The 22913-nt window shown below is 30.9% G+C and carries 24 protein-coding genes; 8 read left to right on the plus strand and 16 right to left on the minus strand.

Annotation, left to right across the window (positions count from 1 at the left end):
* The first annotated feature begins 67 nt into the window (after positions 1 to 67).
* Positions 68 to 733, plus strand: coding sequence for an HAD family hydrolase (locus CLV86_RS02215; protein WP_121049144.1), 666 nt, complete (start codon positions 68 to 70; stop codon positions 731 to 733).
* 9 nt (positions 734 to 742) lie between these two features.
* Here the strand turns inward: CLV86_RS02215 and CLV86_RS02220 are convergent, their stop codons facing one another.
* The 5 genes from CLV86_RS02220 to rpsA form a co-directional block, all read right to left on the minus strand.
* On the minus strand, positions 743 to 1648 hold the full coding sequence (locus CLV86_RS02220; RefSeq protein WP_121049147.1) for a ribonuclease Z: 906 nt from the start codon (positions 1646 to 1648) through the stop codon (positions 743 to 745).
* A 79-nt stretch (positions 1649 to 1727) separates the two neighbouring features.
* Entirely contained in the window at positions 1728 to 2060 is a 333-nt protein-coding gene (locus tag CLV86_RS02225; protein ID WP_076733029.1) for a ribonuclease Z, read from the minus strand.
* A gap of 3 nt (positions 2061 to 2063) precedes the next feature.
* Positions 2064 to 2993 carry an aspartate carbamoyltransferase catalytic subunit gene (locus CLV86_RS02230; protein WP_076733028.1) on the minus strand — a complete coding sequence of 310 codons (930 nt, stop codon included), beginning with the start codon at positions 2991 to 2993 and terminating at the stop codon, positions 2064 to 2066.
* Positions 2994 to 3040: 47 nt separating this feature from the next.
* Positions 3041 to 3580, minus strand: a complete 540-nt coding sequence (pyrR, locus tag CLV86_RS02235) for a bifunctional pyr operon transcriptional regulator/uracil phosphoribosyltransferase PyrR (RefSeq protein ID WP_121049150.1) — start codon at positions 3578 to 3580, stop codon at positions 3041 to 3043.
* A gap of 191 nt (positions 3581 to 3771) precedes the next feature.
* Positions 3772 to 5616, minus strand: coding sequence for a 30S ribosomal protein S1 (rpsA, locus tag CLV86_RS02240; protein WP_076733026.1), 1845 nt, complete (start codon positions 5614 to 5616; stop codon positions 3772 to 3774).
* Positions 5617 to 5932: 316 nt separating this feature from the next.
* Here rpsA and CLV86_RS02245 point away from each other — a divergent pair, with 316 nt between their 5' ends.
* Positions 5933 to 6313, plus strand: a complete 381-nt coding sequence (locus tag CLV86_RS02245; protein ID WP_076733025.1) for a LysM peptidoglycan-binding domain-containing protein — start codon at positions 5933 to 5935, stop codon at positions 6311 to 6313.
* A 71-nt stretch (positions 6314 to 6384) separates the two neighbouring features.
* Here the strand turns inward: CLV86_RS02245 and cmk are convergent, their stop codons facing one another.
* The 7 genes from cmk to lon all read right to left on the minus strand — a co-directional run bounded on the left by cmk (position 6385) and on the right by lon (position 13936).
* Positions 6385 to 7080 (minus strand): (d)CMP kinase, encoded by a 696-nt coding sequence (gene cmk / locus CLV86_RS02250; RefSeq protein ID WP_121049153.1) that lies wholly within the window; start codon positions 7078 to 7080, stop codon positions 6385 to 6387.
* 167 nt (positions 7081 to 7247) lie between these two features.
* Positions 7248 to 7688 (minus strand): hypothetical protein, encoded by a 441-nt coding sequence (locus CLV86_RS02255; RefSeq protein ID WP_121049156.1) that lies wholly within the window; start codon positions 7686 to 7688, stop codon positions 7248 to 7250.
* Between the two features lie 181 nt (positions 7689 to 7869).
* Positions 7870 to 8520 carry a peroxiredoxin-like family protein gene (locus CLV86_RS02260; protein ID WP_121049159.1) on the minus strand — a complete coding sequence of 217 codons (651 nt, stop codon included), beginning with the start codon at positions 8518 to 8520 and terminating at the stop codon, positions 7870 to 7872.
* Between the two features lie 109 nt (positions 8521 to 8629).
* Positions 8630 to 9649: a type IX secretion system protein PorQ gene (gene porQ / locus CLV86_RS02265; protein ID WP_076733020.1), complete on the minus strand. Its 1020-nt coding sequence runs from the start codon at positions 9647 to 9649 to the stop codon at positions 8630 to 8632.
* Between the two features lie 49 nt (positions 9650 to 9698).
* Positions 9699 to 10229 (minus strand): LysM peptidoglycan-binding domain-containing protein, encoded by a 531-nt coding sequence (locus CLV86_RS02270; protein ID WP_121049162.1) that lies wholly within the window; start codon positions 10227 to 10229, stop codon positions 9699 to 9701.
* Positions 10230 to 10269: 40 nt separating this feature from the next.
* On the minus strand, positions 10270 to 11484 hold the full coding sequence (locus tag CLV86_RS02275; RefSeq protein WP_121049165.1) for a LysM peptidoglycan-binding domain-containing protein: 1215 nt from the start codon (positions 11482 to 11484) through the stop codon (positions 10270 to 10272).
* Between the two features lie 4 nt (positions 11485 to 11488).
* Entirely contained in the window at positions 11489 to 13936 is a 2448-nt protein-coding gene (lon, locus tag CLV86_RS02280) for an endopeptidase La (RefSeq protein ID WP_121049168.1), read from the minus strand.
* A 296-nt stretch (positions 13937 to 14232) separates the two neighbouring features.
* On the opposite strand from lon, the gene CLV86_RS02285 reads away from it, so the two are divergent.
* The 4 genes from CLV86_RS02285 to CLV86_RS02300 are packed head-to-tail and all read left to right on the plus strand — an operon-like array spanning position 14233 to position 17228.
* Positions 14233 to 14790, plus strand: a complete 558-nt coding sequence (locus CLV86_RS02285; protein WP_121049171.1) for an RNA polymerase sigma factor — start codon at positions 14233 to 14235, stop codon at positions 14788 to 14790.
* A gap of 13 nt (positions 14791 to 14803) precedes the next feature.
* Complete coding sequence (locus tag CLV86_RS02290) at positions 14804 to 15370, plus strand: hypothetical protein (RefSeq protein WP_121049174.1); 567 nt, start codon at positions 14804 to 14806, stop codon at positions 15368 to 15370.
* A complete protein-coding gene (locus CLV86_RS02295) occupies positions 15348 to 16445 on the plus strand; it encodes a hypothetical protein (RefSeq protein ID WP_121049177.1) in 1098 nt (365 codons plus the stop codon). Before CLV86_RS02290 ends, CLV86_RS02295 begins: the two co-directional genes overlap by 23 nt.
* A 48-nt stretch (positions 16446 to 16493) precedes the next feature.
* Positions 16494 to 17228 carry a head GIN domain-containing protein gene (locus tag CLV86_RS02300; RefSeq protein ID WP_121049180.1) on the plus strand — a complete coding sequence of 245 codons (735 nt, stop codon included), beginning with the start codon at positions 16494 to 16496 and terminating at the stop codon, positions 17226 to 17228.
* Positions 17229 to 17309: 81 nt separating this feature from the next.
* Here CLV86_RS02300 and CLV86_RS02305 read toward each other — a convergent pair whose 3' ends face one another.
* The 4 genes from CLV86_RS02305 to CLV86_RS02320 all read right to left on the minus strand — a co-directional run bounded on the left by CLV86_RS02305 (position 17310) and on the right by CLV86_RS02320 (position 21602).
* Positions 17310 to 18509: a hypothetical protein gene (locus CLV86_RS02305; RefSeq protein ID WP_121049183.1), complete on the minus strand. Its 1200-nt coding sequence runs from the start codon at positions 18507 to 18509 to the stop codon at positions 17310 to 17312.
* 134 nt (positions 18510 to 18643) lie between these two features.
* Positions 18644 to 19393: a hypothetical protein gene (locus CLV86_RS02310; RefSeq protein WP_121049186.1), complete on the minus strand. Its 750-nt coding sequence runs from the start codon at positions 19391 to 19393 to the stop codon at positions 18644 to 18646.
* 35 nt (positions 19394 to 19428) lie between these two features.
* The gene (locus tag CLV86_RS02315; RefSeq protein WP_121049189.1) at positions 19429 to 20712 is read right to left on the minus strand and encodes an MFS transporter; all 1284 of its coding nucleotides are present in this window, start codon (positions 20710 to 20712) and stop codon (positions 19429 to 19431) included.
* A 53-nt stretch (positions 20713 to 20765) separates the two neighbouring features.
* Positions 20766 to 21602 (minus strand): M48 family metallopeptidase, encoded by an 837-nt coding sequence (locus CLV86_RS02320; protein WP_121049193.1) that lies wholly within the window; start codon positions 21600 to 21602, stop codon positions 20766 to 20768.
* A 223-nt stretch (positions 21603 to 21825) separates the two neighbouring features.
* Here CLV86_RS02320 and msrB (CLV86_RS02325) point away from each other — a divergent pair, with 223 nt between their 5' ends.
* A complete protein-coding gene (gene msrB / locus CLV86_RS02325; protein ID WP_076733000.1) occupies positions 21826 to 22305 on the plus strand; it encodes a peptide-methionine (R)-S-oxide reductase MsrB in 480 nt (159 codons plus the stop codon).
* Entirely contained in the window at positions 22305 to 22706 is a 402-nt protein-coding gene (gene msrB, locus CLV86_RS02330) for a peptide-methionine (R)-S-oxide reductase MsrB (RefSeq protein ID WP_121049196.1), read from the plus strand. The genes msrB (CLV86_RS02325) and msrB (CLV86_RS02330) overlap by 1 nt, the downstream gene beginning before the upstream one ends.
* Positions 22707 to 22913 lie beyond the last annotated feature (207 nt).

Here is a 22913-nt window from a genome sequence, read left to right on the forward strand (position 1 = left end):
ATTTATGTTTTAAAAAAGATTAACATCTAATGTTTTTAACCTTTTATATTTGCATAAAAAACAACGTATGTTAAAAGCAGTATTATTTGATATGGATGGTGTAATTGTAGATACAGAGCCATTACACAAAAAAGCTTATTTTTTAATGTTCGATGCTTTTAATATTGAAGTATCTGAAACACTGTACGAGTCTACTACAGGACAATCTACAATTAATGTTTGTAGAGAACTTTGCGACATTTTTAATTTGAAAGATAAGCCAGAAACATTAATGCTAACTAAGCGTAAAATATTTACAGATTTGTTTCATAGTGATCCTGCTTTACAATTAATTGATGGTGTATTAGATTTAATTAAAGATTATCATAAAAATGGTCTTACTCTTGTCCTAGCATCTTCGGCATCTATGCAAACCATTACAAATGTTTTTAATCGTTTTGGTTTAGACCAATATTTTAAAGCTAAAATTAGTGGTGCAGACTTAAAAGCCTCTAAACCGCATCCTGAAATTTTTGAAAAAGCAGCAGAATTAGCTGGTTTTTCGAAAAATAATTGTTTGGTTATTGAAGACTCTACAAATGGTATTAAAGCAGCAAAAGCAGCAGGTATATACTGTGTTGGTTATGATAGCCACCACTCTAAAAACCAAGATTATAGTTTAGCAGATTTAGTAGTTAACGATTTTTCTTTAATTAAGTATAGTTTAATATCTGAAAGATTTAAAACAGTATAAATTATTTTTTTAAAACTCGAAAACTTTACCGTCGTCTGCAAGTTCAACATTTTTAAAAAGTGTTTGTGCTTCGGTTTTAAAAAGGTTTAAATCATCGTAACGTGTAGAATAATGCCCTAATAATAGTTTACCAACATTGGCTTGTTTGGCAATACTTCCTGCTTCTTTAGCTGTACTGTGTTTTGTTTTTGGTGCTAAATGTGCATGTTGTTCTAAAAAAGTAGATTCATGATATAATACATCTACATTTTTAATTATTGGTACAATATCCTCTTTATAGGCAGTATCACTACAAAAAGCATAACTTTTTGGTTTGTCTGGAGCAAATGTAACAGCTTCGTTATTTATAATTTCACCATCGTTATTTATAACATCTGCACCTTGCTTCAACTTTCTGTAATATGCAATATCTATGTTTGCATTTAATACGGCATTCATATCTAATTTACGTTCTCCAGGTTTTTCTTTAAAAAGAAAACCATTAGTATAAACACGATGATTTAAAGGTATTGTGTAAACTTCTACTTTTTTATCTTCGAAAATTAATTCTGAAAATTCACTAGTTAATTCATGAAAAATAAGGTCGAAATTTGTCCAGGAATTTGCTAATTTCATTTGAAGTGTAATTACTTCTTTTAAACCTTTAGGAGCATAAATGTGTAATTCTGTTTCTCTTGTTAATAAACGCATTGTGGAAATTAAACCAACTAATCCAAAAAAATGATCGCCATGTAAATGAGAAATAAAGATATGCTTAATTCTATTAAACTTAATTTTATGCCTACGCAATTGCACTTGTGTTCCTTCTCCACAGTCTATTAAAAACAAATGATTGTTTATTTCTAATACTTGAGATGTTGGATTGGTGAACGTTCTTGGTGTTGCACTATAACAGCCTAAAATGTTTAATTTCATATAAATAATGTCAATTCGTTTTTATGCTAATGGATTTAGCTTAATTAATAAGCTATTTAACTAGAAACAAATAAACAGTTTAAAACCCTAAATCACGCTCCATTTCCTCCATATCTATAATATCGTAGGCTTCTTTTAAAGTAGGAACTACTATTATTTCTTCTGGCGTTTCGTTTGGATTTATTGCGTTTGTAACAATTACAAATGATTGTTTTGATGCACGATGAGTATTCGAGAGTCTTAAAAACTCAATAATGTCTTGTAAAGCTATTGTACCTAAAGAAGATAATTTTATTATAATATTATGCTTTTTAAATTTTGGGTATAAAGCTTCTATTTTTTTTACTAATTCAATAATACTCGCCTTTTCTTGAGTAATTATTGTGATATTTTCTTCTTGATCTATAATCATCACTTATTGTTTTATTTTGCCAGCTAATAAATATATTACTGCCATTCTAACTGCTACTCCATTTTGTACTTGATCTAAAATAATAGCCTGTTTAGAATCTGCAACATCACTTGTTATTTCAACACCTCTATTTATAGGTCCTGGATGCATAATTGTGATTTCTTTATTTAAAGAATCTAATAATGCTTTATTAACTCCAAATTGTTGTGTATATTCTCTAGTTGATGGAAAATAACTAATATCCATACGTTCATTTTGAACACGAAGCATATTTGCAACGTCACACCATTCTAACGCTTTGCGTAAGTTAGTTTCTACTTTTACACCTAAATCTCCAATATATTTAGGAATTAAAGTTTTAGGACCGCAAACCATAACATTTGCACCTTGTAATTTTAATGCATAAATATTAGAAAGTGCAACTCGACTGTGCAAAATATCTCCAACAATTACTACATTTTTTCCTGCTACATCTCCTAATCGTTCTCTAATAGAATAAGAGTCTAGTAAAGCTTGCGTAGGATGCTCGTGTGCGCCGTCTCCAGCATTAATTATATTTGCTTTTACATGTTTAGATAAAAAAACACCTGCTCCTGGATTGGGATGACGCATAACCACCATATCCACCTTCATAGATAATATATTATTTACTGTATCTATTAAAGTTTCTCCTTTTTTAACCGAAGATTGTCCAGCAGAAAAATTAATAACATCTGCAGATAAACGTTTCTCTGCCAATTCGAAAGACAGTTTCGTTCTGGTGGAGTTTTCAAAAAATAAGTTTGCTATAGTTATATCACGAAGTGATGGCACTTTTTTTATTGGCCTATTTATCACCTCTTTAAAATGATCGGCTGTTTCAAAAATAAGTTGAATATCTTTTTCTTGAAGGTATTTAATTCCTAATAAGTGATTGACACTTAACTCGCTCATATCTTTTAGTCTTCGGTTATGCTTTTTATATTGTTATGTTACTAATATTAACTATTAACTAAGTAAACAACATCTTCTCCATCATTTTCTATCCAGCTAACTTTTACCTTTTCTTTGTTAATTGCATCTACTTGCCTTCCTCGATAATTTGGTTGTATAGGTAAATGTCTACTAAAGCGTCGATCTATTAATGTTAGTAATTCTATTTCATTTGGTCTCCCAAAGGATTGTATTGCTGTTAATGCAGCACGTATGCTTCGTCCTGTATATAAAACATCGTCGATAAAGACAACGTTTTTATCTTCTACTATAAAATCTATTTTTGTAGTATTTGCTTCGTGTATTTTATCGCCTCTTCTAAAATCGTCACGATAAAATGTAATATCTAAATATCCTACCTGTAAATTTTTTATTTTGTATTCGTCTTTTAGCATTTGTGCTAAACGACTAGCTAGATATTTTCCTCGTGGCTGTATGCCTACTAAAACGGTATTAGAAAAATCTTTATGGTTTTCAATTAATTGACAAGCCAATCTGTGAAGAATGATGTTTATGTCTGTTGCATTAAGTAGCACTTTCTGACTCATATACGCTGTAAGGGTATTTGAAAAACAAAGTTAGGTTAAATTATTTGAAGTTGAAAGATAAGTTTTAAAGTTAATCTTTATTTATTGAATTTTAATACAGTTAAAACTTTAAAAAAAGCTTAATAAAAAAAGCCTCTCGTTTCCGAGAGGCTTAAAATTTAATAGGATAAGATTCCTGCTTTCGCTAGAATTTATTTTTTCCCATCCATTTTATCTTTAAGAGCTTGTAAAGCGTCGTTAGCGTCACCTAAAGTTGGCTTAGCTTCTGCTGCCTGAGAGGCTTGCTTAGCTTGAGCGGCTTTTACGTTTGCCATTTCTTCTTCTCTAAAGATTGCAGTATGCGAAGCTACTACTCTCTTAAACTCTTTATTAAATTCAATAATTTTGAATTCTGCAGTATCACCTTTCTTTAATTTCTTACCGTCTTCTTTTTCAAGGTGACGAGAAGGAACAAATGCTACGATGTCTTCATTAAATTCAATTGTTGCTCCTTTGTCTACTACTTCAGCAATTTCTGCTGTATGTGTAGTACCTAAAGCAAATTCAGTTTCGTATTTATCCCAAGGATTCTCAGTTGTTTGTTTGTGACCTAAAGATAATTTACGTCCTTCAACATCTAACTCTAATACTACTACGTCTAATTTGTCTCCAACTGCACAGAACTCAGATGGGTGCTTAATTTTCTTAGTCCAAGATAAATCTGAGATGTAAATTAATCCATCGATACCTTCTTCTAATTCAACAAAAACACCAAAGTTTGTAAAGTTACGTACAATACCTGTGTGCTTAGAACCTACAGGATATTTAGTTGTAATGTCTGTCCATGGATCTTGCGTTAATTGCTTGATACCTAATGACATTTTTCTATCTTCTCTATCTAATGTTAAGATTTGAGCATCAATTTCATCTCCAACTTTTACAAAATCGTTAGCCGAACGTAAGTGTGTAGACCAAGACATTTCAGAAACGTGAACTAAACCTTCAACTCCTTCTGCTACTTCAATAAATGCACCGTAATCTGCGATTACAACTACTTTACCTTTTACTTTGTCTCCAACTGATACGCTTTCTCCTAAAGCATCCCAAGGATGTTTAGATAATTGCTTAAGACCTAATTGGATTCTTGATTTGTTTTCATCAAAATCAAGGATTACAACATTTAATTTTTGGTCTAACTCAACAATCTCGTTTGGATGGTTAATTCTTGACCAAGATAAATCTGTAATATGTACTAATCCGTCAACTCCTCCAAGATCGATAAATACACCGTAAGAAGTAATGTTCTTAACGATACCTTCTAATACTTGACCTTTTTCTAATTGACCAATAATTTCTTTCTTTTGCTCTTCAATATCAGCCTCAATAAGTGCTTTATGAGAAACTACTACGTTTTTGAATTCGTGGTTGATTTTTACAACTTTAAATTCCATAGTTTTGTTTACGTACTGGTCGTAATCTCTAATTGGTTTAACATCAATTTGAGAACCTGGTAAGAATGCTTCAATTCCAAAAACATCTACAATCATACCACCTTTAGTTCTACACTTAACGAAACCGTTAACTATTTCACCTGTATCGTGTGCATTGTTTACACGATCCCAAGCTTTAATAACACGTGCTTTTCTGTGAGATAATACTAATTGTCCTGTTGCGTCTTCACGTACATCTATTAATACTTCTACTTTGTCTCCAACTTTTAAATCTGGATTGTAACGAAATTCGTTTAAAGAAATTACACCTTCAGATTTTGCGTTGATGTCGATAATAGCATCACGATCTGTAATGTGTACTACTTCTCCAGTTACAACTTCGTCATCTAATGTGTCTACGAAATTTTCTGATACTAATTTTTCAAATTCTTTTAATTGAGAATCTTCAACCTCATCAATACCTTCTTGGTAATTGTGCCAGTTAAATTCTTTTAAGAATTTTTCAGGGTTTGCTTGTGCTTCAGATACTACTGGAGCTTCTTTTGTTGTGTTTGCAGTTTCTTGTGCTTCTGCTACAACTTCTTCTTGTTTTGCTTTATCAGCCATTTAAGTAATTCTTGTAATGCTCACGTTATTTCTATATAATAAAACGTTTTTACATTACATTTGTATTCTGCATGTATTGGAAAACTTAAGCACTAATCACACAGAAGTGTTATAAATATTTGTTTTTGATTCCTTTTTTGTTTTTCCTACAGGTGCTAAAAAGGAGTGCAAAAATACTACTTTTTAATAATATTGCCTAATTCTTTAATAAAAATTTAAACGGCTGATTTTTAAACTAATAATTAGATATTAGTTGATTGTATTTTGTCAGAAATTTTATACCTTTAAACACGTAAAATTATAATTTAATTAAAATATGGCTGTAAAAGCAAAATATCAAGGCGTACTTGATTTAGGAGAAAAATTAAATATAGCTAATGGAGATGTTTCTGAAGCTAATGGAGTATTAACTGTAAAAGGTACTGCTGCAACGCAATACGAAAAAAACTTACTTTGGGATGAGATTAAAGCCATTGGTGGCGAGAACCCTAGTGATATTGTTGCAGATATTAAGGTTGCAGACACTAGTTTGTACGCAAAACATACTGTTAAAAGTGGTGAAACTTTAGGTGCTATTGCTAAGCAATATTATGGAAATGCTAGTAAGTATAACGCTATTTTTAAAGCAAACACAAATATCTTAGATAATCCAGATGTAATTCACCCAAATCAAGAATTAATAATCCCGAACTTGTAGGGATTAATAGCAGATTTCTTTTGAAAAGCGGACTAACAATTGTTGGTTCGCTTTTTGTTTGGCTTTAATGTTTATTTTATTTTGTTAAAAGTCTTTTCTACTAGATGTAATACTTTATTAAATTGCTCTACTAAAGATAAATCACTATTATCTATTTCTATAGCATCTTCTGCTTTACGTAATGGAGAGTCTTCGCGGTTAGAGTCTATATAATCTCGTTCTTGTACGTTTCTTAAAACGTCTTCATATTTAACATTGTCTCCTCTTTCTATTAACTCATTAAAACGTCTGGTTGCTCTTTTTTCTGCACTAGCAATCATAAATAGTTTTAGTTCTGCATATGGAAATACTACGGTACCAATATCTCTACCATCCATAACAACTCCTTTATCTTTACCCATTTGTTGTTGTTGTTTTACCAATTGGTAACGCACTTCTGGTATTGCTGCTACTTTACTTACATAACTAGAGACTTCTAAAGTTCTAATTTCTTTTTCTACGTTTACACCATTTAAGTATACCTCGGCAAAACCCAAATCTTTATTAAATTTAAAACTAATGGTTATATTTCTTAATTTTTCTACTAAAGCGTTTATATTAAAGTGCTCTTTATCTATAAAACCATTTTGCATAGTAAATAAAGTTACAGCACGATACATTGCGCCAGTATCTACATAAATGTATCCTAAATGTTTTGCTAATTGCTTAGCTACTGTACTTTTTCCTGTAGAAGAAAAACCGTCTATGGCTATTGTTATTTTTTGCACTTTATTGTATTTAAATTTTGAAAGGTTCGTTTAACGTTGTTGTGTATGGTTAGTTGCGTTGGCGAAAACTAAGTTAACAAAAAGAAACTAGACGTTAGGAAAATCCTGCGGATTTTCCGAGTACACACAAACCAAGTAATTAGTTATACACGTTGTTGGCAGTAGTTTTAAAGTTTATTTTTGATTTCATTTAAAAGCGAATATACTTTTTTACCTGTTTCTAAATTTTCAAAAGATATAACACCTTCATTGAAATAACCATAAGTTTGAGGATCTGCAGGATCAGTTACACATTTAGTTTCGTTTTCACATTTAAAATGAATCAGAGCCATTTCTGGACAAATATCAGCACAACCAGGGTGTTCTGGAATTATTTCTAATGAAATAAAAACTTTTGATAATTTACCAGATACTCTACCTGTTGAAGCAGCTCCTGTATCAAATTTGAAATTACCTAAATTATCAATATCTGCATCAGAAACTTCTCCTTCAAAATAACTCTCTACTTCAGTGATTAATTCTTTTAATTCTGAATTTTTGTTCTTAGAGTCTTCTTTACAGGCTTGTAAAAAGAAAAAAATTGAGGCGATTATAATTAGATTTCTCATGATGTTTCGTTTTATGATAGTTACTGCCAATGCGTTCTGATATTTAAAGTTAAGTATGTTTTGTATCAAACGTTACTGAAACAAGTTCAGCACGAGTAAACGAAGTTAGTCGATTTTTTTTACAAAGTCAAGCTACCTCTCTCTTAAGTAAAAAAGCAGGAGCGTTTGTTTTCTGTAAAATTTATGATAGCCTTTTTAAAGCATCAATAATTTCATCTGGTTCAGAACGTGTCCTATAATCTACATTTACATAATTCCACTTTACAACACCATCTTGCCCTAAAATAAATGTTCCTGGAATTGGCAATATATTAGAATTTCCATTATTAATAGCCTCTAAATCGAGACCACGGTCTACGCGCATGTGCTCCATTAAAAATTCGGGAACTTCCCAAGCAACACCATACTCTGAAGCTACTTTTGCATTTTGGTCTGATAGGACTATAAATTCCATTTTACTAATTTCGCTTTCTGTTAAAGATCCATCTGGAACTTGTGGGCTTATAGCAACTAAATTAGCTCCTAATTCGTGTATTTGGTTTAATTTTGCTTGAAGCGCTCTTAATTGTAAATTGCAATATAGGCACCAATCTCCACGGTAAAATGTAACTACTACTGGTCCTTTATTTAATAACTTATTTAAACTTATAGATGCACCTTTAGCGTTTGGGAGTGTAAAATCTGGCGCTTTATCTCCTACTTTTAAAGCATTTTCTCCTTCTTTAAATGCTTTAGCTTTTGCTATAACCTCATCTACACCTTTCATAAATTCTGGTTTAGCTTTTCTACCTGCTTCTATTTTAGCGTCTGTTTGTTTTTTTAAATCTCCCATTAGTTTTATGTATTTTCTTTTATATTTTATTAAATTAAAAGATTGAAATTGTATTAATTTTTTTTAAAATTATACGCAGCTATAAACTTCATAAAAAAGCTAATTACTACTATCTTAAATCTATTTGTAAACCAAAAAAGTTAGAATTAGAAGCTGCCGTATATTTAGCATGTGTATAACTAAAACGCATTTTATTAAGCTTTACAGAAAAGCCGGCTGAAAGACCAGAAAAATTACGTTGGTCTTCTATACGAAGTTCTTCGGCACGTCTAAAATTGTAACCTAAGCGTATATTAAAACCTTTACTTGGAAAAAGCTCTGCTCCTAGTATTGTATGTCTTACAACTTGTGCTAAAAAGCCAACTTTTTCTTGTGTTTGGTTTCCTTCTAAGTCTGTAGTTGCTCTTGCTGGATTTGGCTCTCCAATTGGCCATTGCTGCAAATTATCGAATGTTAAGTGCCAACGTAATGGTATGTTTTCTAATGTTTGAGATAAACCAATTGCTACTTCGAATGGTAATGATTCTTGTGTGCCTGCATAAGTAGTAATTTGCGTACCTAAGTTTCTAACTACTAAAGTGCCTTGAAACTCCAAACGCTCGTCTATATACATTAATGCTAAATCTGTTGCCGCACCAAAAGAGTTATACTGCTCTAAACTAGAGTTAATTAATTTTATGTTTGCTCCTGCATAAAAATCGCTATAGCCTATTTGCAATGCGTAACCAAAAGACAATGCTGTTTCTGCTCCAGAAAATGTTCCTGTTGCATTACCATCTTCATCATAACCATCAAAATCACCATAATTAATATAAGTGATTCCTGCATGATAGGTTTGTACTCGCCTATCTACAGTGTAAGCATAAGCGGCAGTTCCATATTTTACACCTCCTAAATAACTGGTATAGTTTAATGCAAACTGATTATCCATTTCTACATTAATTGCAGACGGATTGTAAATACCTTGTGTAACGTCCCAATCTATATTTGTAAGTACTTTTCCTCCTAAAGCTGCTTGTCTTGGCGAAGATACCAGGTTTAAAAACTGATATGTAGATTGCCCTCCTAATTGCGCGAAACAATAAGAGCTAATTAAAGTAAAGCAAAAAAGTGCAATTTTTTTTACCATAAAGAGACAAAAGTAGTTAAATCTATCTTAAAACGCTACGTTGAGTTTTTTATTTTAATTTAAGTTCTTGCCCTACTTTAATAATATTAGTTTCAAGGCCATTTAATTGCTTTAATTCTGCAACCGAAAGACCTTCTCTTTTTGCAATACCAAATAGCGAGTCTCCTTTCTTTACAATATAAACCGAGTTATTACTAATTTCTGCTTTTGTATTATAACCTATTTTTAACTGTTGATTTACACTTAGCACATTAGAGCTTAAATTATTTAAACTTTTTATATGTGCCATGCTAATTTCGTACTTTTTAGATATAGAATACAAAGTTTCTCCTTTAACTACAGTATGAATTTTACTATCTAAAACTGTTTTGGCTTCTACGTTTGGGTTTGCTTTTTCTGTAACTGTTGTTACCGTATTATTGGAAGTATAACTATCTGGTGCTCCAGTTGTAAATGTATAAACTCCAGTTGTTGTATTCATTTTTGCAGGTTTACCATCTATTACAACATCTACCAAATTATCCTGAGCGAATGCACTAATGCCTACAAGACATGAAAGTGCCAGAATTGTTCTTTTCATATATGTCTCTCGAGAAAGCGAGAATCTTATTTTTTTTGGGTTATTTTTTAGGTGTAACTTTTAATTTTTGGCCAATAGTAAGATTATTGTTTTTTAAGTTATTTAACTTTTTTACATCATCTACAGTCATGTTGTGCATTCGTGCAATGGACCAAAGTGAATTTCCTTTTTTTACTGTATAATATGAAACGTCTTCTTTATTATTTTTATCCTCATTACTTTCGTTAGAAGTACTTTCAATTAAAGCCTCTTTTTCTTTATCTATTTTTTTTGAAGCTTCTATTTCTTTTTCTGTTTTCCTTACAGATGCTATAACTTGTTTTGCTTTTTCTGCTGTTGATTCTTCTTTTTCTAAAGGTTTGTTTTCAAACACTATAACTTTTTTTCCCTCTTTATCTTCTTCAATTTTAGCATTAGGATTACTTGCTTTTACTTTTTCTAAAGCATTAGTTTCTTGCTCTTTAGATTCTATTGAAGGTTTAGCATCTATTTTTTCCTCTACAATTTCTTCTACTGTTTCAACTGGAGCAGGTATTTTACTTTCTATTTCTTCTTCTTTCTCCTCTTCTTTTTCAAGCTCTGCTTCTAGAGCTTTCATTTCTGCTTTAAGCTTAGCTAAACGTTCTTTTTTATTGAGGGCTGCTTCATTTTCTACAACGGTTTTAGTTTCTTTGGCATCGTCTTCTAAACCAAAAATTGGGTTTTTAATACTAGTTTCTGCCTTATATACTGTTGCCGAAGCTTTTTCTTGAGTTTTTTCGGTTTTAATAACTTTATTCTCTACATCTTCTATTGAAGGTGGAGGTGCAAATTGACCAGGAGATTCGCCTGGTCTTAATTTAGCAATAATACGTTCTCTACCAACATAACTTACTACAGGACTGCTAGATTTTACTAATATTTTTTTTACAATTTTTAAACTAGATCCTATTTTTAAATTACCATTTGTAATGTTATTATGTGCTTTAATTTCGGCAACAGACACTTCATTTTTTTTGGCAATAGTAGATAATGTTTCTCCTTTTTTAACAGTATGTGTGCTTATATCTGTATAAACCACTCCGCTTGGTGTTGTTTTTAACTGTGTAGGATCTGTTTTATCGTGTTCGCGAAAGGTAAATTCTCCTGTTTTTGTAGACATATAAGCTTCCTTTCCCTCTACATTAACAGGAAGAAACTCTTCTGTAACTTCATGTTCTTGAGCAAAAGTTCCTATTGATAGTAAACCGAATAAACCAATTGCAATTGCCTTCATTTTTTTAAATTTTTTTAGCGCCTTTTACTTTTTGCTTTGTAATAGCTAGTTTTAAAACATCTTTCATATCTGAAACATAATGAAAAGTTAAACCTTTTAAATAATCTGGTTTAATTTCTTCAATATCTCGTCTATTATCTTCGCAAAGTAATATTTCTTTAATTTTTGCTCGTTTTGCAGCTAAGATTTTTTCTTTTATTCCGCCAACTGGTAAAACTTTCCCACGAAGTGTAATTTCACCTGTCATTGCTAAACTCTTTTTAACCTTACGTTGCGTGAACAAAGATACTAAAGAAGTTAACATAGTAACACCTGCACTCGGCCCATCTTTAGGTGTTGCACCTTCTGGTACGTGAATATGCACGTTATATTTATCGAAAACTTCAGAATTTATACCAAACTCATCTGCATTGGCTTTTATGTACTCCATAGCAATGGTTGCAGATTCTTTCATTACTTTTCCTAAATTTCCTGTAATGGACATAGAACCTTTTCCTTTAGATAAAATAGATTCTATAAATAAAATATCGCCTCCTACTCTAGTCCAAGCTAAGCCTGTTACTACTCCGGCAACATCATTATTTTCGTATTTATCACGTTCTAATTTTGGTCCACCTAAAACTTCAACAATAGTATCGTTATTTACTTTAAGGCTGTATTCTTCTTCCATTGCAATATTCATGGCAGCATAACGTACCATTTTTGCAATTTGTTTTTCTAGGCTTCTTACTCCAGATTCTCTAGTATAACCTTCTACTATTTTTTCTATTTGTGGTTTTCCTAATTTTAAATCGTTATCTGTTAAACCATGCTCTTTTAATTGTTTTGGTAATAAATGTCTTTTTCCTATTTCGGCTTTTTCTTCAATTGTATAACCTGTAACATTTATTATCTCCATTCTATCTCGAAGCGCTGGCTGTATATTTGCTAAACTGTTGGATGTTGCTATAAACATAACTTTAGACAAATCGTAACCCATTTCAAGGAAGTTATCATGGAACTCGCTATTTTGTTCTGGATCTAAAACCTCTAATAAAGCTGATGATGGATCACCTTGGTTTGAGTTAGATAGCTTATCTATTTCATCTAATACAAATACCGGATTAGATGTTCCTGCCTTTTTTAAAGATTGAATAATACGTCCTGGCATAGCACCTATATAGGTTTTTCTATGTCCTCTAATTTCGGCTTCATCACGTAAACCTCCTAAAGACATACGTACGTATTCTCTTCCTAATGCTTCGGCAATAGACTTTCCTAATGATGTTTTACCAACACCTGGAGGTCCATATAAACAAAGAATAGGCGATTTCATGTCGTTACGTAATTTTAACACTGCTAAATACTCTATAATTCGTTTTTTAACATCGTCAAGTCCGTAGTGGTCTCTATCTAATATTTTTTTAGCACGCTTAAGATCGAATTTATCTTTACTAAACTCATTCCACGGTAAATCTAGAAACAAGTCTAAATAATTACGTTGGATTGAATACTCCGCAACTTGCGGATTCATACGTTGCATTTTAGATAATTCTTTTTCAAAATGCTCTCCAACTTTATCGTCCCACTTTTTAAGTTTAGCACGCTTTTTCATGTCTTCCATTTCCTCTGCATTCCCACCACCAAGTTCTTCTTGTATGGTTTTCATTTGCTGATTAAGGAAATATTCACGTTGCTGCTGGTTCATATCGCTTTGAACCTTAGATTGTATATCGTTTTTTAACTCCAATTTTTGAAGTTCGATATTCATAAACTTTAATGTTTCTAAAGCACGTTCTTTAAGGTCGTTTGTTTCTAATAGTTTTTGCTTGTCTTTAACAGGCAAATTCATATTTGAAGACACAAAATTTATTAAAAACGAATCGCTTTCAATATTCTTAATTGCAAAAGACGCTTCGCTAGGAATATTTGGGCTATCCTTTATAATTTTAAGCGCTAAGTCTTTAATAGAGTCTGTAATAGCTTGAAACTCTTTATTTACTTTTGCTGGTTTTGCTTCTGGAACTTCACGAACTGTAGCATTTATGTAAGGCTCTTCGGTAATCACCTCTGCAACACTAAAACGTTTTTTACCTTGTATAATAACGGTTGTATTACCATCTGGCATTTTTAAAACCTTTAAAATACGTGCAACGGTTCCTATTTCGTGTATATCTCCAGCTTTAGGATTTTCTATTGCTTCATCCTTTTGTGATACTACTCCAATAACTTTAGAACCTTTATTTGCATCATCTATTAACTTAATACTTTTATCTCTTCCAGCAGTAATAGGTATTACAACACCAGGAAATAAAACTGTATTACGCAATGATAGAATTGGTAATGTTTCTGGTAACTGTTCGTTATTTATTTGCTCTTCATCTTCAGGTGTCATTAATGGGATTAATTCAGAATTTTCATCAAAATCCTGCAATGACAAACTGTCCAGACTAATAAAATTAGATTTCTTCATAGATATATATACGTCATTATGTCACCAAAAAATATTAGTTATATAATGCTCTGTTTGTAAAATTAATATTTATAATTATTAAAAACACTGATTTATAGCGAATTAACAACAATCAATTGTTTTTATTTGTTTATAAAACTTCAATTAATATGCCAATGTTATGGAGACAAATAAAAGTGAACTACTATTTATAAATCAGCTCTTTCACTTTAACCTTTAATAATTTTTATATTTTTTTTTACTAAAGTGTAACAAACTCATTTAACTTGTATCTTTAGTATAACAAACCATTAAAATTGACATTAACCAACTACAATATAGAACAGCTCGTAGAGCTTTGTAAAACCAACAACCAATTTGCGCAATTGGAATTGTACAATAGGTATTATAAAGCAATGTACAATACAGCTTACCGTATTGTGAAAAATAGTTTTGAAGCCGAGGATGTTATGCAAAATGCTTTTTTACAAGCTTTTTCTAAACTAGAATCTCTAAAAGATAATAAAACTTTTGGAGCTTGGTTAAAGCGAATAGTAATTAATAAAAGTATTTACCATTACAATAAAAGTACAAAATTTGATGAAGTACCATTAGACGATGTACTCTACAAAGTAGAAGATTCTAACGGCATAGACGAAAATTACGAGTTTACAACAATACAAGCTAAACAGGTAATAGAAACAATGAAAACCCTAAAGGATAACTACCGTATTGCTCTAACATTACATTTAATTGAAGGTTTCGATTACGAAGAAATAAGTGATATTATGAGAATTTCTAGTGCTAATTGTCGTACAACTATTTCTAGAGCAAAAGAAAGTTTAAGAAAAAAAATGCAAGCCTTGGTTTGCTAAAAAAACAATATTAATGAAAGACGATAAAATACATCAGCTTTTTGAGAAATTTCAACACGATTTTGATGTTGAAACTCCAAATCATGGTCATAAGAACAGGTTTTTAGAAAAATTGAATGCTCAAAATAACACACAAAATATTGTTGCTGAAAAAGCAAATAAAAATTTGTGGAAACCCTTTTTAGGTGTTGCTGCTACAATAGTATTATTAATAACATTAGCATTTAGTTTTAATACAGAACCTAAAATACAAGATTTAGCAAGTGTATCTCCAGAGATGGCAAATACTCAAAATTTCTTTACCTCAGTTATTGCAGAAGAACTAGAAAAAATCAATAGTGAACGTACACCAGAAACAGAAGCACTTATTAAAGATGCTATGTCGCAAATGGAAATTCTTGAAATAGAATATTCACAATTAAAAATAGATTTAACAGAAAGCGGAAATGATAAACGTGTAATACACGCCATGATTGATAATTTCTGGAATAGAATAAACATATTAAAATCTGTATTAGAAAATATAGAAGGTATAAAAACATTTAAACTAAACACTGATGAAACAATTAATACAATATAAATTACTCTCCATATTATTACTATTCCCTTTAGTAATATTTGCTAACGTAACTAATGGAAAAGATGGTAAATACAAAAAAGAAAAAACCATTACAAAATCTTTTAACGTTAAGGATAACGCCACTTTAAAAGTAGATAATAGCTACGGCAACTTAGATGTTGTAACCTGGAATGGAAACACCATAGATTTTGAAATAAAAATAACAACATCTGGTGATGACGAAGATAATGTACAACAAAAACTAGATGGTATTACTGTAGATTTTTCTAATTCTCCAGACTTAGTTACAGCTGTTACAAAATTTAGCAAAAACAAAAATAAATCTTGGTGGAGTTGGACAAATAAAAACAACGTTCAAATGAAAATAAACTACATTATTAAAATGCCTATTACTAATAATGTAAATTTAAGCAACGATTATGGCAACATAAATTTAGGCACACTTGAAGGTCGTGCAGAACTTAACTGTGATTACGGAAAGATTACCACAAAAGAACTTTTAGCCGATAACAATATTATAAATTTTGACTACTCTAATAATTGCTATTTCGAATTTATAAAAAGCGGAAAAATTTATGCAGATTATAGTGGTTTTACAGTTTCTAAAACAAATTCATTAGAAGTTATTGCAGATTATACAAAATCTAAAATAGACATCGCTGAAGAAGTAACTTACAATTGCGATTATGGAGGCATTACTATAGACAAAGCAAACAGTATTAAAGGTAATGGAGATTACTTAACTGTTATTGTTGGCGATGTTTTTAAGCATTTAGATATAACAGCAGACTATGGCTCAATAAAAATTTCCAAACTACATAAAAGTGTAAAAAATGTTTCTGTAGATAGCGATTATGTAGGTATAAAAATTGGCTACGATAAGACTTTTGCCTTCGATTTTGATATAGAACTGGAGTATGGTTCTTTAAAAGATAACGACGACAACTTTAAATTTATTAAAAAAAGAATAGAATCCTCAGACAGATACTACACGGGCTATAACATTTCACAAAACTCAGGCAACTTAGTAAGAATTAATGCTGAATATGGCAGTGTTACTTTTTATGAAAACTAAACTTAAAACAAAAAAATCAATCAAAATATAATTTAAAAAACAAACGTTATGAACACACTAAAACAAACTTTACTATTAGCTATTACTCTATCAAGTTTTACTTTTGCGCAAGCTCAACTTTGGGGAAACAAAAAAATTAAAGGTAATGGGAATGTTACAACCATAACACGTTCTACAAGCGATTACGATGAAATAAAATGTGCTGGTTGGATGGATTTTATTTTAGTAAAAGGAAATGAAGGCGATATAACTTTAGAGGGCGAAAGCAATCTTTTAGAATATATTATTACAGAAGTTGAAGGAAATACTCTTAAAATAAAAACTGAAAACAACATTAATTTAAAACCTAGTTTTAAAAAAACCATTACTATTACAATTCCTTTTCAAGATATTGATTATGTAAGTCTTTCTGGTTCTGGAGACGTTTCTTCTAAAAATATAATTGTAGCAAATAATTTTACAACACGTGTATCTGGTTCTGGAGATATAATTTTAGATGTTGATGCTGATGAAATTGAAGGCAGTGTAACTGGTTCTGGAGACTTAACTTTAAATGGTAAAACCAATAAATTAAAAGCTAGTGTAACTGGTTCTGGAGATTTTCATGGTTATAATTTAGATGCTAAAGATGTAGAGGCCAAAGTAACAGGATCTGGAGATGTAGAAATTGTATGTAACGGCCATTTAGATGCTAAAGTTACAGGCTCTGGAGATATTGAATATAAAGGCTCTCCTAAAAGTGAGGATACTAAAGTTACTGGCTCTGGTAGTATTGGGAATTAAAAAGTGTAACTTTTAATATAAAAGCCTTAATTCTATTTTTAGGATTAAGGCTTTTATATTTATTAGTAATATTTATATTTATTAGTAATAAGTATAAACAGATGTAAAGTCTTCAACACCATCTACCGATGTTGTAGAACTTTCTGGATAATTATCAGAATTGTAAGTATAAGAAGTTGTCTCTGTTTCAGAGTTTCCTGCTCCATCTGTATAATTTGCCGATGTTGGGTTATTTAAATCAACTCCACCTGCAAAATGGATATTTAACATATCGCGCTGGTGAATGTTTTTAAAATAACCATTCATATTATCATAAGAATGAGTATAAGAGCTGTTTACAAAGTTTTCTGAAATTAAGTTACCATTTTCAAAAGTTAACGTATACTCTTCTAACAAATCTGTTTGAGACGTTAAATCTCCCGTATAGCTTTTTACAAGAATAGTACCATCTGTATTATATGTATACTCCCATTTTTGTGCTTCATTTAAAGATGGATTATATAAAATAGTATTTATTAACTGGTTGGACGAGTTATACTCAAATTCTTCATAATTATCTGAAGAACCAGAGTACTCATAATCTACTCGTTTAAGTATTTCATTTTCGTAAATGTATGTTTCTGTTTCTGTTTGAGTATTACCACCATCAACATCTGTAAAAACTACTGTTTTTATCTTATTTCCTTCGTATGTAAACTCCGAGGTAAAAGTCTCTGTTGCAGAATAAGTATGGACTACTTTTTTTAATAGAACTAAATTGGATCCTGTTGTAGAAGAACAATCTCCTAATGCATCAATAGTAGCTTGAATTGAACCATCTGCATCTCCACAAACATCTATTTGATCTTGTAGTGCTAAAATATAGACATTACATGCTTGTGATAAAAACTCTTCTGTTGCATTATTATAATTATTTGCAGCAACCGAAACCGCTATGGTAACTCCTTCACAAGAGTCTGGATCTATAGGCTCGCTACAATCTCCATAAGTTCCTAATAAGGTTTGTAAATTATTATCTGGATCTCCACAAGTATCTATTACACCTTGTATAGCATTAGTTAGTGCTGTACATAATGTAGTATATTGGCTTTCAGAAACACCATCCCATGTACTAAAATTTAAAGTTGCTACAGCATAAGCCTGTGATGCGGTTAAACATTCAAAACTAGCTCCTGTTGATGGAACTTCGGTTTCAAAAGCTGGATCTAATGGCTCATTTTCACATGTAAATAAAAACACAGTTAAAAATAATGTAAAAAAAGGTAATACTATTTTTTTCATAATTTAAAATTTATTTAACAAACATAAGAAATATTATCTTAATTCAATATTTGAACAATTTACATGAATATACAGAATAAAAAAGCCACTATTTTTAATAAAACAGTGGCTTCTCTTACTATATTTTGCTTTTATTAAAATTCGTAAGATGTTAAGAAAGCATCATTACCTGTTGTTTGTGTAAAATTTATTGGTCCAATATCTTTTGAAAAATAATAATTTGATGTTGCAACAACACTACCAGAAGATATTGTTTCTAATTCAATATGTATTACGTTTTGGTATTCTACTCCGCCAACCTCATAAGTAATATCTCGTTCTATCATTTCGGTAACATACGTGGTTGTTACATTTTGATCTGGAAAATCAGGATATCCTGGATCTGGTGTATAAGAAACTGTATAATTAATATTTTGTGTAAACGTCTCTCCTACTTCTAAATTATCTTTTAAAAGTAAAACTTTAATTACTGGAGCTGCTACAGTATAACCATTTACGTTTGATCCTGAAATATCTTGAGCTACATAATAGTTACTACCATCTTTTCTTATATAAAAACTAGCCTGTCCCATAAAATTATCGTACTCGAAATAGGTTTCATCTCCAAATACTGTAGTTCCAGATATTTCGCTAATAGTATTACCATAAGTGGTTGTATTAAAATTCCACACATAGCCAACTTGTGTAGGCCAATAATCTCCTGTAGAGGCTTCAACTTCTACATTTTCACCTTCAACAGGTGTAACACTGTCGTTATTAGAAATAGGATCTACAATAATATTATTTTCAAAATCAAAACCTTCTAAAGGCTCATTTTCACAAGACACGAAAAATATTGCAAATAAAGCAATTGAAAATATTGATGTAAGTGTATTTAATTTCATAAATTTTAATTTATTTTTTTACAAACATAAGTAAATTAAACGTTTTCTTTAGGAACTCTAAATAATAATATAATACCTACTAAAAAGAATATAAATAAAAACAAAATAGCGTTTCGCATAGTACTAATTTGGTCTACAATAGCGAAAATGGTCATCCCTATTACAATACCAATTTTTTCGGCAACATCGTAGAAACTAAAGTAGGATGTAGTATCATCTGTCTCTGGTAAAAATTTAGAGTATGTAGACCTTGCCAACGCTTGCACTCCTCCCATTACAAAACCTACTAAACCTGCTGCAATATAAAATTGAGTTGGTGTCACCATAAAATATGCATAAAAACACAAAAACATCCAAAACGCATTAATTACAATTAATGTTTTTATGTTACCAAATTTTGCAGAAGCTTTAGACGTTAAAACAGCACCTAAAATAGCAACTACTTGTATTACTAATATACTTGCTATTAAACCCATTGTTTTTTGGTCGCTATCTATCCATTCAATTTCTTTTTCGCCAAAATAAACAGCCATCAACATAATGGTTTGTACTGCCATGCTAAACACAAAAAAAGCATTTAAATAACGTTTTAAACGTTTATTTTGGTTTAATGCTTTCCAAACCTGCTTTAACTCTTTAAAACCATTAAAAACAACTGCTTTAGTAACCTTATGTCCTGTAGATACTCCTTTAGGTAACATATAGAATGTATATTGACTAAAAAGCATCCACCATAATCCAACGGTTATAAAAGAGTAACGCATCATTTGTAAAGCAGCTTCACCTTCAACACTCATAACCATTGCCAGATTAATTATTAAAAGTATTACACTACCTATATAGCCTAAACTAAAACCTTTAGCACTTATTTTATCTTGTTGTTCTGGAAATGCAATATCCGGAAGATAAGAGTTGTAAAAAACTAAACTTCCCCAATAACCTATTAAGCCCATAAAATAAAATAACATGCTTAAATGTATAGCATCTGCACTAAACCAAAATAAACCTATACAACCTAGACCACCTATGTAACAAAAGAGTTTCATAAATACTTTTTTGTTTCCTACATAATCTGCAATACCAGATAATAAAGGTGATAAAAAAGCTACCACCAAAAATGTAAAGGCAGTTACCGCAGATACCAAAACTGTAGGTTTTAATTGAAAAACACTAATAAGCTCATCTTTATTTGGGTATATATAACCGTAAAATAATGGAAATATTGACGATGCAATTGTTAATGTGTAGACAGAGTTTGCCCAATCATAAAACGCCCAAGCGTTAAGAAGTTTTTTACTTCCTTTTTGTAAATTTTTCATAAAAAAACCACTCGTTTAATAGAGTGGCTTCGAAAATAAGAATTTATATTTATTTAGTAAGGTGTAACAGGCCTAAAAGATTGCACACCGAATTTTTTTGCCTCTGCTTTAGCTGTTGGAGCCAGTGCTTCTAAATTTGCAATTCGCGTTGCTGTAGCTGGATGCGTACTTAAAAACTCTGGTGGTGCTTGTCCTCCACTTGCTTCTCCCATTCTTCTCCATAAGTTTGCTGCTTCATCTGGATTATAACCTGCAATTCCTGTAAGTATTAATCCTATTCTATCTGCCTCTGTTTCATGACTTCGACTAAATGGTAACATAACACCAACTTGAGAGCCTACACCATAAGCTTGATTAAATAATGCTCTATCATTATCATCCTTTAACACAATATTTCCTGCAACGGCACCAATTTGCTGTAACATTCCTGCACTCATACGCTGTTGTCCATGGTTAGCCAAAGCGTGTGCAACTTCATGACCCATAATAGCTGCTATCGCAGCTTCATTTTCTGCAACTGGTAAAATTCCTGTATAAAAAACAATTTTTCCTCCTGGCATACACCAAGCATTTATAACATCATCTTTAACCAAATTATAATCCCATTGGTAATCATTTAAATATCCTTGATTTCCGTTTGCATTTAACCAGCGTTCTGCAGCAACCGCAATACGTTGTCCTACACGAGTAATCATTTGTGCTTCGGTTGTACCAGTAATAACATTATTCTCATTTAAAAACTGATTGTACTGTGCAAATGAAGTTGGAAATAACGAACTATTTTCAGTCCCAGGCAGTGCTAAAGTGCTTTTTCCTGTAAAAGGATTTGTTGCACATGAGAAAAATATAAGTAGTGTTAAAACTAAGGTTATACTTGATTTAAATTTCATTTATTTATTATTTTTATAATTATTGAAACCAATTTACAAAAAGTTGCGTTAATTAATAGTAAAGGCAATAGTAAATATTAAGTAATTATTCGACAAAGAACCTAAAAAAACGTTTAAAGCTAGTTTTAAAATGTTTTTAAGATTTATAATAATAATGTTAGGTTCTACTTAATTTTACGACTATAAAAACACTAAGTTTACCTTAATTATTAAAAAAAATTATATGAAAAAAATAGCATTATTAGTATTAACCATTTTCTTATTTAATTGTAATGGTAATGCTCAAGATTCTAAAAAAGAAAAAAAAGATTACGAGATTACTAAAACTGAAGCTGAATGGAAACAAATATTATCTAACGAAGCATATCAAGTTTTAAGAAAAGCTGGTACAGAGAGACCATTTTCTAGTGCACTAAACAAAGAATATGGCGCTGGTGTATACGTTTGTGCAGCATGCGAAACGCCACTATTTAATAGTGAAGATAAATTCGATTCTGGTACAGGATGGCCAAGTTTTGATAGAGAAATTAAAGGAAATGTAGAATATTCTGTAGATTATAATTTAGGTCATGCAAGAACCGAAGAACATTGTGCTACTTGCGGTGGCCATTTAGGTCACGTTTTTAACGATGGCCCAAGTAAAACTACAGGAAAAAGACACTGCATAAACGGTGTAGCATTAAAATTTATTCCTAAGAAATAATGAGTGATTATAACATTGAAAAATCTGACAAAGAATGGAAAGACCAACTTACAGATGAAGAATATCGTATTTTAAGAGAAAAAGGGACTGAAAGACCTCATACAGGAAAATACAATCTTCATTTTGAAGAAGGTACATACAAATGTGCAGGCTGTAATCAACAATTATTTGAAAGTTCTAGTAAATTTGATGCACACTGTGGCTGGCCAAGTTTTGACGAATCTATAAAAGGTACAGTTAAGTATGTTTTAGACAAATCGCACGGTATGATAAGAACCGAAATTGTTTGTAGTAATTGCGGTGGTCATTTAGGTCATGTTTTTAATGATGGCCCAACAGAAACAGGCACTCGTTACTGTGTAAATTCTATTAGTGTTAAGTTTGATAGTGAATCTAAATAGCTCTAATTAATATTTTAACTAAATAAAATTATTAATCCTTAGCAATTTTAATAATCACCTTTCCATTTCAAGACTATTCACAAAAAACAGAATAAATAAGGTTTTAGCATAAAATTAATTTTATGCTAAAAACCCAAAACCCCAACTCCAATCTCTAGTAAACGAATGTTTTTTAGAATTTATTTGTTTTTGGTTTTTGGAATTTAG

Source organism: Lacinutrix venerupis (assembly GCF_003663945.1).
GTDB classification, from domain to species: domain Bacteria; phylum Bacteroidota; class Bacteroidia; order Flavobacteriales; family Flavobacteriaceae; genus Lacinutrix; species Lacinutrix venerupis.

What these genes read in the sequence shown, in the direction of transcription:
- CLV86_RS02215 (WP_121049144.1), top strand. Translation starts at nt 68, where the DNA reads ATGTTAAAAGCAGTATTATTTGATATGGATGGTGTAATTGTAGATACA.
- CLV86_RS02220 (WP_121049147.1), bottom strand. Translation starts at nt 1,648, where the DNA reads ATGAAATTAAACATTTTAGGCTGTTATAGTGCAACACCAAGAACGTTC.
- CLV86_RS02225 (WP_076733029.1), bottom strand. Translation starts at nt 2,060, where the DNA reads ATGATTATAGATCAAGAAGAAAATATCACAATAATTACTCAAGAAAAG.
- CLV86_RS02230 (WP_076733028.1), bottom strand. Translation starts at nt 2,993, where the DNA reads ATGAGCGAGTTAAGTGTCAATCACTTATTAGGAATTAAATACCTTCAA.
- pyrR (WP_121049150.1), bottom strand. Translation starts at nt 3,580, where the DNA reads ATGAGTCAGAAAGTGCTACTTAATGCAACAGACATAAACATCATTCTT.
- rpsA (WP_076733026.1), bottom strand. Translation starts at nt 5,616, where the DNA reads ATGGCTGATAAAGCAAAACAAGAAGAAGTTGTAGCAGAAGCACAAGAA.
- CLV86_RS02245 (WP_076733025.1), top strand. Translation starts at nt 5,933, where the DNA reads ATGGCTGTAAAAGCAAAATATCAAGGCGTACTTGATTTAGGAGAAAAA.
- CLV86_RS02255 (WP_121049156.1), bottom strand. Translation starts at nt 7,688, where the DNA reads ATGAGAAATCTAATTATAATCGCCTCAATTTTTTTCTTTTTACAAGCC.
- CLV86_RS02260 (WP_121049159.1), bottom strand. Translation starts at nt 8,520, where the DNA reads ATGGGAGATTTAAAAAAACAAACAGACGCTAAAATAGAAGCAGGTAGA.
- porQ (WP_076733020.1), bottom strand. Translation starts at nt 9,649, where the DNA reads ATGGTAAAAAAAATTGCACTTTTTTGCTTTACTTTAATTAGCTCTTAT.
- CLV86_RS02270 (WP_121049162.1), bottom strand. Translation starts at nt 10,229, where the DNA reads ATGAAAAGAACAATTCTGGCACTTTCATGTCTTGTAGGCATTAGTGCA.
- CLV86_RS02275 (WP_121049165.1), bottom strand. Translation starts at nt 11,484, where the DNA reads ATGAAGGCAATTGCAATTGGTTTATTCGGTTTACTATCAATAGGAACT.
- lon (WP_121049168.1), bottom strand. Translation starts at nt 13,936, where the DNA reads ATGAAGAAATCTAATTTTATTAGTCTGGACAGTTTGTCATTGCAGGAT.
- CLV86_RS02290 (WP_121049174.1), top strand. Translation starts at nt 14,804, where the DNA reads ATGAAAGACGATAAAATACATCAGCTTTTTGAGAAATTTCAACACGAT.
- CLV86_RS02295 (WP_121049177.1), top strand. Translation starts at nt 15,348, where the DNA reads ATGAAACAATTAATACAATATAAATTACTCTCCATATTATTACTATTC.
- CLV86_RS02300 (WP_121049180.1), top strand. Translation starts at nt 16,494, where the DNA reads ATGAACACACTAAAACAAACTTTACTATTAGCTATTACTCTATCAAGT.
- CLV86_RS02305 (WP_121049183.1), bottom strand. Translation starts at nt 18,509, where the DNA reads ATGAAAAAAATAGTATTACCTTTTTTTACATTATTTTTAACTGTGTTT.
- CLV86_RS02310 (WP_121049186.1), bottom strand. Translation starts at nt 19,393, where the DNA reads ATGAAATTAAATACACTTACATCAATATTTTCAATTGCTTTATTTGCA.
- CLV86_RS02315 (WP_121049189.1), bottom strand. Translation starts at nt 20,712, where the DNA reads ATGAAAAATTTACAAAAAGGAAGTAAAAAACTTCTTAACGCTTGGGCG.
- CLV86_RS02320 (WP_121049193.1), bottom strand. Translation starts at nt 21,602, where the DNA reads ATGAAATTTAAATCAAGTATAACCTTAGTTTTAACACTACTTATATTT.
- msrB (WP_076733000.1), top strand. Translation starts at nt 21,826, where the DNA reads ATGAAAAAAATAGCATTATTAGTATTAACCATTTTCTTATTTAATTGT.
- msrB (WP_121049196.1), top strand. Translation starts at nt 22,305, where the DNA reads ATGAGTGATTATAACATTGAAAAATCTGACAAAGAATGGAAAGACCAA.